This is a genomic window from Chryseobacterium sp. POE27, from assembly GCF_039727685.1.
GTDB lineage: Bacteria > Bacteroidota > Bacteroidia > Flavobacteriales > Weeksellaceae > Chryseobacterium.
Map to the genome: position 1 here is coordinate 3,576,545 of NZ_CP152475.1, position 16,306 is coordinate 3,592,850.

Below are 16,306 nucleotides of genomic sequence, written 5' to 3' on the forward strand. Positions count from 1 at the left end.
AATTATATATTTACGGCTTAATTATAAAAATTAACATGAAAAGGATATTTCTTTTATTATTGTCTGCGTCAGTAGCGTCGGTATCTTGTTCAGGTGGTGGTACTTCTTCTGTGGGGAAACCAGGAACAAAAGGAGAGTTGATACCAAGAGAAAAAACAAAATCATTTGTTGCAGAAAGACCATACGGCATGGTTGCAATTCCTGCAGGTTCATTTGTGGCTGGTTTAACAGATCAGGATTTCACAAACAGTCCTGAAAAAGCTCAGGCGAAAACTGTTACCGTTTCTTCTTTCTTCATGGATGAAGCGGAAACTACTAATGCAGAATACAGAGTTTTTATCAATTATGTAAGAGATTCTATCGCAAGAACTCTTCTTGCTGAAGCTGCCGGAGAAGGTGGTGAAGGTAAAGGAAGGGGTACAAGTATAGGAGATTATGCATATCTTGCCCAAAAAGAAGAAAACTTAACACCATATCAGGAATATTTAGAAGCACAGGGAGGCGGAGATGAAAGCAGCTTCGATCCTACAAAGAAAATTGACTGGAAAGTTCCATTGCACTGGAATGTGTCAAAATATCCTGACGTAGAATATGCAGAGGTTCTTGAGTCAATGTATCTTCCTGCTTCTTCCAGAGTTGGAAATGAAAGAATCCTTGATGTTAGTAAGCTTAAATATACCTACAGATGGGGAGATATGGATGCTGCTCTTGCTGAAAAAGAAAGAGGTGTAAACTATCTGAGAAGCGAAAGTATCGCTATCTATCCTGATACAACGGTTTGGGTAAAAGATTTTCACTTTGCTTATAACGAGCCATTGTTCGAACAGTACTTCTGGCACAAGGCTTACAAAGATTATCCTGTAGTAGGGGTGACTTGGGATCAGGCCAGAGCTTACTGTAACTTCAGAACTAAATTAAAATCTGATTATAACGAAAGTTTAAAAAGAAGAAAGCAAAAACCATTAATCTTCAGACTTCCTACGGAAATCGAATGGGAATATGCTGCAAGAGGCGGAATGCAAAACGCTACTTATCCTTGGGGTGGTCCTTACTTGATGGATGACAGAGGTTGCTACCTGGCAAACTTCAAACCTAAGAGAGGTAATTACATGGAAGATGATAAAAAAGGTACTTATACATATACTGCTCCGGTAAAGAAATTTAAGAAAAATGGGTTTGGATTATTTGATATGGCTGGAAACGTTTCTGAATGGACAGAATCTGCTTATAACAATTCATCATACGGTTTCTCATCTACGCTAAATCCTTCTACAAAGGACAAAACGGATAATAAGAAATCTGTAAGAGGAGGATCTTGGAAAGATGTAGGATACATGCTGATGACTGGTGCGAGAGACTGGGAAAGAAAAGATTCAGCAAGAAGCTATATCGGGTTCAGAACTGTACAGGACATTCCTGAAGCTGCTGTTAAACCAAGAAGAGTTAACAGATAATTTAATCAAACCATTTTTAATAACAATTTAACACTAAAAAAAACTAACTTATATGTTTAAGACTAAAGATGCTTGGATGAATTTCTTTTATTCATTCGGTGCTGCAATTGTAATTCTTGGAGCTTGGCTTAAAATTACTCACATCAATATTGGGCCTATTACAGGTAACGTTGCTCTTACAGTGGGACTTATTACGGAAGCAATCATCTTCATTATCTTTGCCTTCGACCCTCCAAAAACTGAAGAGTCTTATGCTTGGGAAAATGTATATCCTGAATTATTAGATAAACATGCTAATCCAAATCCGTTACATTCTAATGTAACATCTAGAAATACTGTAGATCATTTTGCTGAACTTGAAAATTCTCTTTCAGGTAAATTGGATAAAATGCTTCAGGACGCTAAATTAGACGTTCAGTTATTTGAAAGATTAAGATCTGGTATTGATAAGTTTTCAAGTTCTGTTGACCAGATCAACCAAACGGTAGATGTATCTGCTTCTACTCATAAATATAATGACCAGTTAAACAAAGCTGCTCAACATATGGAAAGTATGAATGCTCTTTATGCAATGCAGTTGGAAAACGGACAAAAGCAGTCTGATTTTGCTAAAAAGTATGTAGAAGATATGCAGAAATCTGTTGAACATTCAGAAAAATTCAATCAAGAATTACAAGGTTTAACATCTAATTTAAATAACTTAAACAGAGTTTATGGTGGTATGTTGACTGCTATGAAGTCTTAATTCCCTAACCATTTCTAAAATTTAACTACTTAATCTAAAACAAAAAGAAAAGAATGGCACAAGGAAAACAGACACCTCGTCAGAAGATGATCAACCTAATGTATTTGGTTTTCATCGCGATGATGGCTCTAAATATTGATGCGGAAATCATCAGATCATATTATGACTCTACAGTTGCTTTAAAAGATACTCGTTTATTAACTGAAAAAAAGAACGAAGATATTTTTGAAAAAACTTTGGAGGCTAAAGCTCAGCAGGTACCGGATACTTATGCTCAGCCTTGGCAGCAATATCAAAAGCTGAAAGAGAAAATCAATGCTTTGGTATCGCATGCTGATCAGATTAAAGACAAATTAAAAAAGGAATCAGAATTTGTAGAGAGAGATCCTAAAACAAAAAAATTAGTTGATGTTAGCGAAAATTTCTCTGCGCTTAACAACAATGAAGCAACTACAACCTACTTCTTTAAAGATGGTGATGAAAACTCTGCATCAAAAGGAGCTATAGAACTGAAAGCTAAAATTGATGATGTAAGAAACTTTATCAATGCAACTTTTGGAAATGATCCTCAGTTAAAAGATTTAATTGACAGAGCAAACAAATCATTGATCGCTGAATATCCTAAAGGACAATCACCTAACAATAAGACTTGGTTGCAGAACAAATTCTATCATCAGCCGCTTATTGCCGCTTTGTCTAATCTTGAAATTATTCAGAATGATGCAAGAAACGTACAGTCTGATGCATTAGCATTATTATTACAGGAAAAAGTAGATGCAAGCATCAAGTTTACAAGCTATGAGGCTATTGTGTCAGCTCCTGTAGATGTTGTTGCAGGAAAACCTGCAGAAGCTGTTGTAATGCTAGGAAATTATTCTAACAGTAACAAAATCAGCATTTCAGGTGTAGGAAGACAGGAAAATGGTAAAGGATATGCAACATTAAATACAAGTGGAATCGGAGAGCACACTTTAAGTGGAAATATTACATTAACAGATGCTACAGGAAAAGCTCAAAACTTCCCTTTCACCCATACTTACAATGTAATTGCCGGTCCTCAGGAAGTAAAACTTCAAAAAGGTTTATTACTTTCAGCTGATAAAATGAATGTAATGTACAGAGGTCTTGATAATCCAGTTTCTGGATCTATCTTAGGTGCTGATAATGCTAAACTTTCATTATCTGCTCCGGGAGCTGCAGTTAAGAGTACTGGTCCTGGTAAGTGGAATGTTAAACCAGGTGCAGGAAATATATTGAAGATTACGTTATCTGGAACAGATCCTTACGGAAAATCAATTTCTCAGGTATTTGAATATCGAATTAAAAATGTACCACCGCCACAAGGACAGATCAGAGGTAAAAATATTTTACCGATGCCTGCGGGATCAGTTGAGAATCAATCTCTGTCTGCTGTGATTCCTGACTTTGACTTCCCTGTATCTTTCAACGTGACTTCGTTCATGGTTAGAGTACCTGGTAGAGCGGCTTTACAAATTCAGGGTAACTCACTACAGGCTGCTTCTGGATTATTTAGAAATCTAAGACCTGGAGATGGTGTTTATATCTTTGATATTAAAGCGACAGCTGTTGGTTTAGGAGATCAAAGAATTGGAAATATTTCACCAGTATTAATTAATATCCAATAAAATTAATAGAGTATTATGAAAAAATATATTAGCAGTTTTTTAGTATTAGTTTCGGGATTTGCATTCTCCCAAACTATCCTGAATGCTTCTTCTCCTGAAGAATTCAGAAAAATGAGAGCTGAGAACAAAATGAAAGTAGGAGATACGGTTATCGACAAAACAGTAAAACCTTTGGAATACGGATTTGTTGATGAAAAGGATATCCTGAAAAGCATGTTTGTTTGGGAGGTTATTGATATGAACGACAAAATCAATCAGCCTTTCTATTATAATAATCCTGATGGATTATTGTCTACAGAAACAAAATCTTTGTATAAACTTTTACTTGATGGCGCAATGAATGGTGATATTAAGGAAGTTTATGATGATGAAAACTTCGTTACGAGACTTACTCCTCAGCAAATCAAAGACAGATTGGTAAGTGTGCGTGTTGATGATGAGGCGGTAAACATCCTTAATAGCGGACGTCAATTAACTGAGCAGGAGAAAAAAGAGCTTACTGACATTTATGAAACAACTACTGACAAAGTTAAAGTTTTGAAAGTATTTGGAATGTGGTTTATTGATAAGAGAGATGGGCAATTGAAGTACAGACCTTTAGGTATTGCTGCAATGGGTCCTGACCCTCAGATGATTGGTAGAGTTGGCCCGGATGGGCAGCCGATCGAAGGAGCTAATGATCTTATTGATCTTTTCTGGGTATATTATCCAAATGCAAGAGATATTTTGGCTAACAATTATGTTTACAACAGAAAAAATACCTCTGCAGATCTTTCTTTTGATGATTTGATCAATGCGAGAAGATTTTCTTCTGTGATCTTTAAATCTTCTACCGGTCTTGGTGATGGAGTTATCAAAGACTATATCCCGAGAGATGCGGATGAACAGTTGGAGGAAAGTGACAGAATTAAAGAACAAATTCTGCAAATGGAAAATGATATGTGGAATTACTAAGATTTCACTTGATAATTATAGAAAACCTGAGTATTTTTACTCAGGTTTTTTTATTATGGAGAATGTAGATTATATCATTGTTGGCGATGGCTACGCCGCGCTTTTTTTCGCCCACCAGCTTATCATCAATAACAAATCGTTTATACTGTTTTCGGAAGAAAAGAAAAGTGCTTCCCAGATTTCTGCAGGAATTATTAATCCTGTAGTTCTTAAAAAAGTTTACCACTTTCTGGAAGGCTCAGGAACAGATCGGTTTTTTAAAAGAAACTTTGCAACAAATTGAAAAATATACAGGTAAAAATTATTTGATTGATGCTCCGATTCACAGAATTTTTCATGATGAAAAAGAGCAACAGCTTTGGCTTAAAAAATCAGAAAATGACGAACTTAAAAATTTTTTAGATAAAAATTTTGATCATTTAGATGTGGTAAAAAACGATTATCAGTCAGGAAAGGTCAATCAGTCAGCGAGACTTGATGTTAATGGATTTTTCACGGATATATTTAAGTTTTTAGAAACCGGAAACCATATTGTAAAAGAAAAGTTTAATTATACAGCATTAAATACTTCTGATAACATCTACAAAAGCTTTAGATATAAAAATATATTATTTTGTGAAGGAATGGGTGTTAAAGATAATCTATTTTTCTCGGATATTCCTGTTAATCCCAATAAAGGACATCATATCAAAGTTGAACTTTCACAGCCGATCCCTGAAAATATTACCATTAAAAAGAAACATTTCCTTTTTCCATTAAATGAAAAAATATATTTTTATGGAGGAACTTACGACAGGGAGCAGCTTCATCATCAGGTAGATGATTCTGCAGTGGAGCAGCTGACGAACGGACTGAAAGAATTTTATCCTGCCAATTTCAGTATTTCAGAAGTCAATTTCGGTTTCAGACCTACAGTAAAAGACAGACGACCGATTATTGGCAGACATCGTGAGCATGAAAATATGTATGTCTTTAACGGACTTGGTGCCAGAGGGATTCTCAATGGATGTTACTTTTCAAAAAGCCTTTACGATTTTATAGAAAACAATATTCCTTTGCATGAAGAAGTTTCTCTGGACAGATTTTAAGTCTCCCGGATTATAATCATTGTATGTGTCCCCGGAAATTCTTATCTTGATTAAAAGATAAAAATATGGATGAGAATCTTCTGGGAATTATTGCGGGTGTTTTAACGTCAGTATCAATGATTCCGCAACTTATAAAAGTTTTGAAAGAAAAGAATGCTGAAGATCTGTCATGGACAATGATTCTTGTACTCATTACCGGACTTTCGCTTTGGGTTTGGTATGGTTTTATTAAGGATGAACTTCCGATTATTCTTTCCAATGCTTTTGCAGTCCTCGTCAATATTATTTTATTGATTTGCTGCATGATTTACAAGAAGAAATAGTATAAAAGAATGAACACTTCTGCCTAAGGCAAAAGTGTTCTCGTTTATATGGATGTGTTTATTATTGCTAGGGGAGAAGAATAAATATCCTTGGTAGCCTTTTAGATTTTAATATGAAGCCATTTTTGTATCGGCAGACGGTTTACTTTTTTTATGGTGAAATAATACCATATTGTAATCTTTATTCAGAAAAGTGATTTCACCTCTTATATCGGAGTATTGAAAATTTGCATCACTTGCCGTGTAATCTGGCAATTCATCCTTTTTTTTAAGTTCATAGGTTTTACCGCCCAACCTTACAATAAGGGTATTTTTGGTTTCATTCATTACAATTTCAAGCTGCTCTCCATATTCATCCGTAAAAATATCCTTTCTGATTTTATCCTGATTGGTATCTGCATTTTCGGTCACAACAGTCTTAAGATTTGTTTCTTCATCTTTTGCCTGATGTTTACATGCTGTTAATATAAAAACCATTAAAATGGCCGAGATCCTGAGTAGCTTTTTCATAGTAAGTGACTTTAAAGTGATTCATTGGTATGGTGTTAATATCTATAAATTTACAATTTAATTAAAGATAATGTGTTAAAAAATTATAAATTATTAATAAATATTCTTCATAAAACAATAACTCAAATATTCTTGTATAAAATTTCCATAAGTAGATTATGATTAATAAATCAAGAAGAAGTAGTGAATAAAACGCATTTCAATAATTAATAAAAATCATATTTATAAATAATTCACTATACGATTCTTTGAACAATTGATTACTTTATTACTATTGAAGTAAGTAAGGATATTTATGAATGATTAACATTTATAAGTATTTTTTCAATGCTTGTATTTTAAGCAAATGCAGTGCCATAAAGATTATTATTACTTAAATTAACTTTTAAAATTCTGTAAATGAGCTTTTTGGCTATATCAAAAACATATTTTAAAGTTTAAAATTGATATCATTCAGCTATTTTAAAGAAATGTTAAATATCGTTAACAAAGAAGCTTAATGTTATATTTTTTTTGAAAAGTAGTACAAGTAAGACCTACCTTTGTGCCTTGAAATTATGAGAAACTATATAGTATATTTTTTGACAGCACTTTTTCTTCTTTTCATTGTGGAAAGCAAGATCAATGTCAGAACGTTGAAAAACGATTATACTGGACATACTTCTCAGAATTTACCAAAAAAAATCCAATAAATTAAACCAAACTTACGAAAAGCTTTCTATTCAGCAAACTATTGATGATGCGGGAAATCTGTATTCTATCGAGCTTACTGAGGATGATTTACAGTTTTCAGATAGTTTTCAGGCAATTGCTGTTTTTGCAAGTATTTTTACACTCGTATATATTTTTGGCCTAAAAAGTTTCAAAACATCAAAGCCGACAATTCAGGGTTTACTTTCTGAATTTTCTCATGTAAAAAGATTCATTCTGATCCGTTCTATCAGAATATAAAATTCATTTTTCGACTTTCTTTTTCTGCTGACACCCTCGGCGGAGAATACACTGCGTTGTATCTGTCGGTAATCACTGCATCGCAAAATCCTTATTACCACCTTCCTATTAAAACATTAACGATTTATATAAACTCTAGAATTATGATCAAAAGAGTTGTCGCAAGCATTGCGCTAAGCAGTCTTTTATTGTTCAGCTGTAACAAGAAAAAAGAAGAAAAAGAAGAAGCTACAGTCTATCCCGTGACCTCCCCTGTAGTGATGGATACGGTGATTGATAAAGAATATGTAGCTCAGATTCAATCTGTAAAAAACATTGAAATCCGTGCACAGGAAAAAGGTTTCCTGGAGAAGATCTACGTAGATGAAGGTCAGTTTGTACATCAGGGCCAGACCTTATTCAGAATTATGCCGCAGCTTTATCAGGCGGAACTCATGAAAGCGAAAGCCGAAGTAGAGCAGGCCTCCATAGAGCTGAAAAATGCAAGTACACTGGCCAGCAACAACATCGTTTCCAAAAACGAGAGAGCAATGGCTAAAGCTAAACTGGATGCCGCCAATGCAGAAGCAAAGCTGGCGCAGATCCATCTTTCGTTTACAGACATCAAAGCTCCGTTTTCAGGGATTATCAACAGAATTCCCCGTAAGTTGGGAAGCCTTATTGACGAAGGTGATTTATTGACGTCACTTTCAGACAATAGTAATATGTATAGCTATTTCAATGTTTCTGAGCCTGAATATCTTAGTTATCAGATGCACGCTGCAGACAGAGGAAGCAACGAGGTGAGCCTGCTAATGGCAAACGGAGAATTGCTTCCCGAAAAAGGGCAAATCCAGACTATTGAAGGAGAGTTTGACAATGAAACCGGAAATATTGCTTTCAGGGCAAAGTTCCCGAATCCCAATAAACTGCTGAGAAATGGTGAAACAGGAAAAGTGAGAATGACCCTGCCGTTGAGAAATGCTTTAATCATCCCTCAGAAAGCTACCTATGAAATCCAGGATCAGAAGTATGTATTTGTAATTGGTAAAGACGGAGTCGCAAGATCTAAAAATATTAAAGTGGCTTATGAGCTTCCTGATGTTTATGTAGTGGGCTCCGGCCTTGCAACAGGTGATAAGATCCTTTTGGAAGGTGTTCAGAAAGTGAAAGACGATCAGAAAGTTCAGACAAAATTCCAGGATCCGAAGAAAGTTCTTAATTCATTAAAATTAAAAGCAGAGTAAAAAATATATGATAATTGATAATCGATAATTGATCGGTCAAATGTTCAAAAGTATCATCTATCATTAATCATTAATAATTCATCATTATTTTTATGTTTAAGAAATTCATTCGCAGACCTGTTCTGTCTATCGTAATCTCTCTGATTATAGTTTTCATGGGAGTTTTATCACTGTTAAAATTACCGATTACACAGTTTCCCTCTATTTCACCACCAAAGGTAAATATCACGGCAGAATATCCCGGTGCCAACAACGAATTGTTGATTAAATCCGTGGTTATTCCGTTGGAAAGAGGATTAAACGGTGTACCCGGTATGAAATATATGACTTCTGATGCCGGAAACGACGGAGAAGCATCCATTCAGGTAGTTTTCGACTTGGGAACAGACCCGAACGTAGCCGCAGTAAACGTGCAGAACCGTGTATCTTCGGTCGTAAATAAACTTCCGCCTTTAGTGGTGCGTGAAGGTGTGAAAATAACGCGGGAAGAACCTAATATGTTGATGTATATTAACTTATACAGTGACGATCCGAAAGCTGACCAAAAGTTTCTTTTCAACTATGCAGATATCAATGTGATGTCTGAATTGAGAAGGGTAAGCGGTGTCGGCTTTGCAGATATCCTGGGAACAAGGGAGTATGCCATGCGTATATGGTTGAAACCTGACCGTTTAACGGCTTACAGCATTTCAGCAGATGAAGTGATGGAAGCATTAAATCAACAAAGTTTAGAAGCTTCTCCGGGTAAAACAGGGGAAAGTTCCGGAAAGCGTTCACAGTCATTTGAGTATATTCTGAAATATCCGGGGCGTTACAACAACGAGAAGGACTATGGAAACATTATCCTTAAAGCAAAATCCGACGGAGAATTTATCAGATTAAAAGATGTAGCCAATATTGAGTTTGGTTCATCTATGTACGATATTTATTCTACATTAAATGGAAAACCTTCTGCAGCGATCACTGTAAAGCAATCTTATGGTTCCAATGCAAGCGATGTTATCAAAAATGTAAAATCTTTGATGGAGGAACTTCAGAAAACCACTTTCCCGAAAGGAATGCATTATGACATCAGTTATGACGTATCAAGATTCCTGGACGCTTCTATTGAAAAAGTAGTTCATACTTTGTTTGAAGCATTTATTTTGGTGGCTATTGTGGTATTCCTTTTCCTGGGCGACTGGCGTTCAACGTTGATTCCCGCGCTGGCGGTTCCTGTGTCATTGGTCGGTACATTCGCCGTGATGTCAGCCTTCGGAATTACATTAAATATGATCTCTCTCTTTGCCCTTGTAATGGCGATCGGTGTTGTGGTCGATGATGCGATTGTGGTTATTGAAGCCGTTCACGCTAAAATGGAAGAGAAACATTTTTCTCCGTTAAAGGCAACAGAAGAAGCGATGCACGAAATCAGCGGAGCGATCATCGCGATCACCTTGGTAATGGCATCTGTATTTATTCCGATTGCCTTCATGTCTGGTCCGGTTGGGGTATTTTATCGTCAGTTTTCCATTACGATGGCTTCGGCGATTATCCTTTCGGGAGTGGTAGCTTTAACATTGACGCCGGCTTTATGTGCTTTAATTTTAAAGAATAATCACGGGAAACCGAAAAGAAGAACTCCAATCACCATTTTCTTGGATAAATTCAATAATTTGTTTACCAAAGGAGCCGGGAAGTATGAAAAAATGCTGAATAAAACGGTTAAAAAGAAAACTATCACTTTACCTTTATTATTAGCGTTCTGTGCCTGTACGTTTTTCCTGAGCAATTCACTTCCTTCAGGATTTATTCCGGCAGAAGATCAGGGGATGATTTATGCGATTATCCAGACCCCTCCGGGATCTACGTTGGAGAGAACCAACCAGATTGCCAAAGAGTTGCTAAGAGAATCTGAAGATATTGATGGAGTACAGTCTGTTTCTTCACTGGCAGGATATGAGATTCTGACTGAAGGTACAGGTTCCAACTCCGGTACTTGTTTGATTAACCTCAAAAGCTGGGAAGATCGTAAAGAATCTGCTGCAGAAATCATCGAAAAGCTTGAAGAAAAAGCCAAAAATATTCCGGGAGCCAATATAGAATTCTTCCAGCCACCGTCAATTCCCGGGTACGGTGCAGCCGGTGGTTTTGAACTTCGTCTTTTAGACAAGGCGGGAAGCGGAGATTATCAGAAAATGGAGAAAGTAAGCAACGATTTTGTGCGTGAGCTGAAAAAACGTCCCGAGTTGGGGTCTGCATTCACATTTTATTCTGCAAGTTTCCCTCAGTATATGTTAAGGGTGGATAATGATTTAGCCGAACAGAAAGGGGTTACAATTGAGAATGCAATGGATAATTTATCAACATTGATAGGTTCCAACTATGAGACCAGTTTCATCCGTTTCGACAGACCATATAAAGTGATCGTTCAGGCGGGGCCGCAATATCGTGCGTTGCCAAGTGATTTATTAAAGCTTTATGTTAAAAATGATAAAGATCAAATGGTTCCGTATTCAGATTTCATGCATTTGGAAAAGGTTTATGGTTTATCGGAGATTACAAGACACAATATGTACAACTCTGCTGAAGTAAGTGGAACGCCGGCACCGGGATACAGTTCAGGACAGGCAATTGCGGCAATTAAAGAAGTGGCAGATAAAACACTTCCGAGAGGTTTCGGAATCGACTGGGCGGGTATTTCCAAAGATGAAGTAAGCCGTGGGAATGAAGCAATATTTATTTTCCTGGTGTGTTTAGGATTCGTTTACCTTATTCTTTCTGCACAGTATGAAAGTTTTATCCTTCCATTGCCGGTAATCTTATCGTTGCCGACAGGTATTTTCGGAGCTTTCTTATGTTTAAAATTATTAGGGCTGGAAAACAATATCTATGCTCAGGTAGCAATGGTCATGCTGATCGGTCTTTTAGGTAAAAATGCCGTACTGATCGTGGAATTTGCCGTACAGAAAAAGGCTGAAGAAGGTATTCCTGTGGCTCAGGCAGCTATCGAAGGAGCGGCTATCCGTTTCCGTCCGATCCTGATGACATCATTTGCATTCATTGCAGGTTTGATTCCGTTGGTGATCGCTACCGGGCCGGGTGCTATCGGTAACAGAACGATTGGGACAGCAGCAGCGGGAGGTATGCTTATCGGAACTATTTTCGGATTAATGATTATTCCTGGATTGTACTACATCTTCGGAACTATTGCCGAAAGGTCGAAACTGGCGAGATATGAAGAAGAAAATCCTTTAACAGAACAAACAGAACCGTATCAACACGATGACAAACATGAAGATTTATAATAAATATATAGCAGCCATCGCCTTATCGCTTGTTTTAGCGAGCTGTAAGGCGCCTATGGCGACCGTCATAAAAGACGAGGTAAAAGAAAATGTGCCTCAGAACTTCAATCAGGAAGATCAGGGTGATGCCAATAATAATAGCGGGACAACTCCCTGGAGACAGTTTTTTACTGACCCTAATTTAGTTTCCCTAATTGAAACGGCTCTAAAAAATAATCAGGAGCTGATGATCACTTTACAGGAAATTGAAATTGCGAAGAGTGGTGTTTTAGCTAAAAAAGGAAGATTAACACCTACTGTTTCTGCAGGAATCGGAGCAGGAGTGAAAAAAGCAGGACGTTATACCAGCGAAGGGGCGGGCGATGCCACTACAGAAATTGAACCCGGAAAAGAAATGCCGGATCCACTGGGGAATTTTGAAGGCGGCTTAATGGCCAACTGGGAAATCGATATCTGGAAAAAGCTCAGAACAGAAAAGGAATCAGCAATAGCACATTATCTTTCAACAGTAGAAGGTAAAAACTTCGTTCTTTCTAATCTGATTGAAGAGATTGCTGATAATTATTATGAATTGCTGGCGTTGGACAATCAGCTTGATATCATCCAGCAGTACACAAAACTTCAGCAGAAAGCTCTTGAAATTTCAAAAATTCAAAAAGAAGCAGCGGCAGCTACCGAATTGGCAGTAAAGAAGTTTGAGGCTGAACTGGCAAAATCCAAGGCAACGGAATACACCATCCGTCAGCAGATTACCGAAAAGGAAAATGAAATCAACGCGTTGTGTGGCCGTTATCCTCAACCCATTGTAAGATCGAAAGATGATTTTATGACTACACTTCCGCAAACGGTCTATACCGGAATTCCTTCACAGCTGCTGGCTAACCGTCCGGATATCAAGCAAGCTGAATTGGAATTAAAATCTGCAAAATTAGATGTTGAGGCAGCCAGAAAAGAATTTTATCCTACATTGGAAATCTCCGCAACATTGGGACTGGAAGCCTTTAAACCGTCTTATTTAGTTAAGTTGCCTGAATCGATGGCTGCAAGTCTGGTAGGTGAATTAGCAGGTCCGCTGATTAACAAAAGCGCAATAAAAGCCAATTTTCAGACTGCCGATGCAAGACAGATTCAGTCTCTGTACGAATACGATAAAACGATTCTGAATGCGTATCTGGATGTGGCCAATTTAATGTCTAAAGTCAAAAATATTGATCAGTATTATAAACTAAAGTCTGAAGAAACCAAGGCTTTGGAACAATCGATAGATATAGCTAATCAGCTTTTCAGGAATTCAAGGGCAGATTATCTGGAAGTACTCCTTAATCAGAGAGATGCCCTGGATGCCAAAATGGAGCTGGTGGAAGCTAAACAAAAACAGCTGAGTACAGTTGTTGACATTTATAAGAGCTTAGGCGGAGGCTGGAAGTGATTATAAATCCTTAATGTTTTAAAAAGAAAAGAGACTGCCCGAAAGGGACCAGTCTCTTTTCGATTAAAACTGAATTTTAATAAAAAGATTCATAAACCTTTTATTAAATTGATCTGCAGGATGTGTGCGCAGTTAATTATGATATGGTTGATACCTTAAAAAAAATGGTTATTAGTTTTGAAATTAACTTTAAAAAACCAACCTCCCCCAAAAAAAGTAATTTCCCTGTTAAGGAAGGTGGCGAAATTATTTATTGACTCACTATGTTTTTACGGTTATTAGTTTTTACCCTTCTGATGTAAGGCTATTTTATATCTTATGTAAGCCTTGTCATAGTTCGAAAACAAAAGCATTATTTTTCTTCTGTAAATTTCTGTGTTCAAAAATATCATCTTATAATGAATTATGAAAGCAATTGTTGTCATTATTCATAAATAAAGACGTCATAATTCGTACGAGAAGAATATTTAAAATATTGACTATCAGTTTTTATATTTGTAAAATAGAAATAATTCGATCCTTGATAATAATTCAAACTTGTTTGAGAAAAACCGCTCAATTTTTGTAATTTTGACCGTTGTTTTATAATGAATGATACTAAGGTGATTAAAAAACTATTTCTTTTATTTTGTACCGCTTGGTTCGGGTTATTCTTTTCTCAGGAATCGCATAGTCAGTATTATGAGCTCAGAAACAAATATGAAAATATGGAAGAGAATGATGCTAAAGCATTTCTCTATATTCAGCCATATATTAATAAAGCAAAAAAGGAAAAGAACTATGAAAAACTGGTTCAGGGATATAAAGATGGTATTTTTTACGCCTTCCTTGATGAACAAAAATTAAAATATGCCGACAGTATGGTTTGGGCAGCAAACCTTTCCCGGGATAAAGATCTTCTTATTACCGCCCATATTGATAAGGGAGTCATATATTATTACAATTACAAAAAATATCAGCTGGCACTCAATGAGTATCTGAAAGCATACGAATACTCTAAAAATACCAGAAATGAGTATTTGAAATACCAGAATCTGTATCATATTGGCGTGGTGAAAAGCTATTTAGGATATTATGATGAAGCTGCTGAATTATTCGGTAAATGTCTTACACATTATAGAGAGAAATCAAAATCGAACCTTCATCCGAATGAAATCTATAACAATAAAAGAGGATATCTCAATAGTCTTCATCAGCTGATTATATGCTACAGGCATTTAGGGAGAAATAAGGAAGTGGATGCAGCCATAGAAAAAGGACTTTCTGAAGTCGGCAACAGTAACGATTATGCGCAGGAAAAAGCCTATTTTCTTTTGTCAAAAGGTATTTCTGAATATAGAGACAAACATTATAAACTTGCATTATCGGATCTTAATCAGTCTCTGCCTTCGATTGTGAACAGCAGGGATTTTGCGAGACTTTCGGTTAATTATTTCTTTATCGGTAAAAGTTACCTTGGATTGAAGGATACTAAAAGGTCATTCGGTTACTTCAAAAAGATCGATTCGATTTTTAATAAGCATCAGTTTCTTCTTCCGGAGCTTAGGGAAAACTATGAGATCCTGATCGACTACAGCAAAAAGAATAAAAATCAGGCACAGCAGCTCTATTATACCAGTCAGTTGCTGAAGGCAGACAGTGTCATGTCGAAAGATTTCAGTTATCTGTCTACGAAGATCCATAAAGATTATGATACTAAAACATTGCTGGATGAAAAAAATAAGCTTCAGAAAATCAATTACCTGGTAACCGTTGTTATTATACTTTTGATTATCTGGGCGATCGGACTTATCATGCTGTTTAACAAAAAACAGAAAAAAGCAAAAGTAATCAAACAGCAATACATCTTACTTGAAGAGAAATTTGCAAAAGAGCAAAATATTTCGGAAGCTCCTATTGTTGCTGTAGAGGAAAAAAGAACCAATCTTCACGAAAGAAAAGTAGAAGAGCTGCTCAGAAAGCTGAAATTATTTGAAGATAAAAATGGTTTTATTCAAAAAGGTCTTACCATCAGTAAACTGGCCTCACAGCTGGGAACAAATTCCAGCTATCTTTCCCAGGTCATTAATGAACATAAAGGTGGGAATTTTAACAAATACCTCAGCCAGCTCAGGATCAATTACATCACCAATTTACTTTTTGAAGACAGAAAATACCTTAAATACAACATCGAAACCCTCGCCAAAGAATGCGGAATCGCTTCCCGCCAAAACTTCTCCGATTTGTTTTATGAGATCAATGGGATACGCCCCACGGATTTTATTAAGAAGAGGATTCAGGAGATTGAGAGTAAGAATAATTAGTTTTGATACTGATCTTTATTGCTGTTATTGTTAAAACTGAAAACACCTCGCTTTTACAAATGTCTTAATAGCCAAAGTCCCGATTTTAAACCGGGACACGATGAATTCGTTTTAAAATAAAGGATACAATTAAGGATAATCTAAAATCAACATTATTTTTTCCTTGAGTTCTTCGGGACATTTTTTAATGATTTTATCTTTATTTTGTTTGCTGATTTGCTTGGGCTCTACCCATTCAGTTACATCAGAACTCAGGCTGTTGTGATCATACACTCTTTTTATTGTTTCATTGTTGTAAAAAGTGTATTCGTCATTCAGAAAATTTGTAGAGATGTTTATTTTGCAAATTTCGTTTTCCATAATAATGTGTTTTTAGATTGTTCGACATTC

At 36.2% G+C, this 16,306-nt stretch carries 11 protein-coding genes and 1 pseudogene; 10 read left to right on the plus strand and 2 right to left on the minus strand.

Annotated features, from left to right (window positions below; genetic code table 11):
• Window positions 1-35 precede the first annotated feature (35 nt).
• The 6 genes and pseudogenes from gldK (at window position 36) to AAHI02_RS17205 (ending at window position 6,210) form a co-directional block, all read left to right on the plus strand.
• Window positions 36-1,454: a gliding motility lipoprotein GldK gene (gene gldK, locus AAHI02_RS17180; RefSeq protein ID WP_346984279.1), complete on the plus strand. Its 1,419-nt coding sequence runs from the start codon at window positions 36-38 to the stop codon at window positions 1,452-1,454.
• 52 nt (window positions 1,455-1,506) lie between these two features.
• Entirely contained in the window at window positions 1,507-2,199 is a 693-nt protein-coding gene (gene gldL, locus AAHI02_RS17185; protein WP_346984280.1) for a gliding motility protein GldL, read from the plus strand.
• 53 nt (window positions 2,200-2,252) lie between these two features.
• Window positions 2,253-3,845 carry a GldM family protein gene (locus tag AAHI02_RS17190; RefSeq protein ID WP_346984281.1) on the plus strand — a complete coding sequence of 531 codons (1,593 nt, stop codon included), beginning with the start codon at window positions 2,253-2,255 and terminating at the stop codon, window positions 3,843-3,845.
• Between the two features lie 15 nt (window positions 3,846-3,860).
• Window positions 3,861-4,799, plus strand: coding sequence for a gliding motility protein GldN (gene gldN, locus AAHI02_RS17195; RefSeq protein ID WP_346984282.1), 939 nt, complete (start codon window positions 3,861-3,863; stop codon window positions 4,797-4,799).
• A 55-nt stretch (window positions 4,800-4,854) separates the two neighbouring features.
• Window positions 4,855-5,887, plus strand: a pseudogene (locus AAHI02_RS17200) (FAD-dependent oxidoreductase).
• A 65-nt stretch (window positions 5,888-5,952) separates the two neighbouring features.
• Window positions 5,953-6,210 (plus strand): SemiSWEET transporter, encoded by a 258-nt coding sequence (locus AAHI02_RS17205; protein ID WP_042720836.1) that lies wholly within the window; start codon window positions 5,953-5,955, stop codon window positions 6,208-6,210.
• A gap of 108 nt (window positions 6,211-6,318) precedes the next feature.
• Here the strand turns inward: AAHI02_RS17205 and AAHI02_RS17210 are convergent, their stop codons facing one another.
• Window positions 6,319-6,720 carry a hypothetical protein gene (locus tag AAHI02_RS17210; RefSeq protein ID WP_346984283.1) on the minus strand — a complete coding sequence of 134 codons (402 nt, stop codon included), beginning with the start codon at window positions 6,718-6,720 and terminating at the stop codon, window positions 6,319-6,321.
• A gap of 1,094 nt (window positions 6,721-7,814) precedes the next feature.
• Between AAHI02_RS17210 and AAHI02_RS17215 the strand changes: the two genes are divergently transcribed.
• The 4 genes from AAHI02_RS17215 (at window position 7,815) to AAHI02_RS17230 (ending at window position 15,916) form a co-directional block, all read left to right on the plus strand.
• Window positions 7,815-8,897, plus strand: a complete 1,083-nt coding sequence (locus tag AAHI02_RS17215) for an efflux RND transporter periplasmic adaptor subunit (RefSeq protein ID WP_346984284.1) — start codon at window positions 7,815-7,817, stop codon at window positions 8,895-8,897.
• Window positions 8,898-8,989: 92 nt separating this feature from the next.
• Window positions 8,990-12,184, plus strand: coding sequence for an efflux RND transporter permease subunit (locus AAHI02_RS17220; protein WP_346984285.1), 3,195 nt, complete (start codon window positions 8,990-8,992; stop codon window positions 12,182-12,184).
• Window positions 12,171-13,613: a TolC family protein gene (locus AAHI02_RS17225; protein ID WP_346984286.1), complete on the plus strand. Its 1,443-nt coding sequence runs from the start codon at window positions 12,171-12,173 to the stop codon at window positions 13,611-13,613. The genes AAHI02_RS17220 and AAHI02_RS17225 overlap by 14 nt, the downstream gene beginning before the upstream one ends.
• A gap of 587 nt (window positions 13,614-14,200) precedes the next feature.
• Window positions 14,201-15,916, plus strand: coding sequence for an AraC family transcriptional regulator (locus AAHI02_RS17230; protein ID WP_346984287.1), 1,716 nt, complete (start codon window positions 14,201-14,203; stop codon window positions 15,914-15,916).
• Between the two features lie 129 nt (window positions 15,917-16,045).
• On the opposite strand, the gene AAHI02_RS17235 is transcribed toward AAHI02_RS17230, so the two are convergent.
• Window positions 16,046-16,276, minus strand: a complete 231-nt coding sequence (locus tag AAHI02_RS17235) for a hypothetical protein (RefSeq protein WP_346984288.1) — start codon at window positions 16,274-16,276, stop codon at window positions 16,046-16,048.
• Window positions 16,277-16,306 lie beyond the last annotated feature (30 nt).

Coding starts and splice junctions, on each gene's coding strand:
- gldK (WP_346984279.1), top strand. CDS start 36: ATGAAAAGGATATTTCTTTTATTATTGTCTGCGTCAGTAGCGTCGGTA.
- AAHI02_RS17190 (WP_346984281.1), top strand. CDS start 2,253: ATGGCACAAGGAAAACAGACACCTCGTCAGAAGATGATCAACCTAATG.
- AAHI02_RS17220 (WP_346984285.1), top strand. CDS start 8,990: ATGTTTAAGAAATTCATTCGCAGACCTGTTCTGTCTATCGTAATCTCT.
- AAHI02_RS17210 (WP_346984283.1), bottom strand. CDS start 6,720: ATGAAAAAGCTACTCAGGATCTCGGCCATTTTAATGGTTTTTATATTA.
- gldL (WP_346984280.1), top strand. CDS start 1,507: ATGTTTAAGACTAAAGATGCTTGGATGAATTTCTTTTATTCATTCGGT.
- AAHI02_RS17225 (WP_346984286.1), top strand. CDS start 12,171: ATGAAGATTTATAATAAATATATAGCAGCCATCGCCTTATCGCTTGTT.
- AAHI02_RS17205 (WP_042720836.1), top strand. CDS start 5,953: ATGGATGAGAATCTTCTGGGAATTATTGCGGGTGTTTTAACGTCAGTA.
- AAHI02_RS17235 (WP_346984288.1), bottom strand. CDS start 16,276: ATGGAAAACGAAATTTGCAAAATAAACATCTCTACAAATTTTCTGAAT.
- AAHI02_RS17230 (WP_346984287.1), top strand. CDS start 14,201: ATGAATGATACTAAGGTGATTAAAAAACTATTTCTTTTATTTTGTACC.
- AAHI02_RS17215 (WP_346984284.1), top strand. CDS start 7,815: ATGATCAAAAGAGTTGTCGCAAGCATTGCGCTAAGCAGTCTTTTATTG.
- gldN (WP_346984282.1), top strand. CDS start 3,861: ATGAAAAAATATATTAGCAGTTTTTTAGTATTAGTTTCGGGATTTGCA.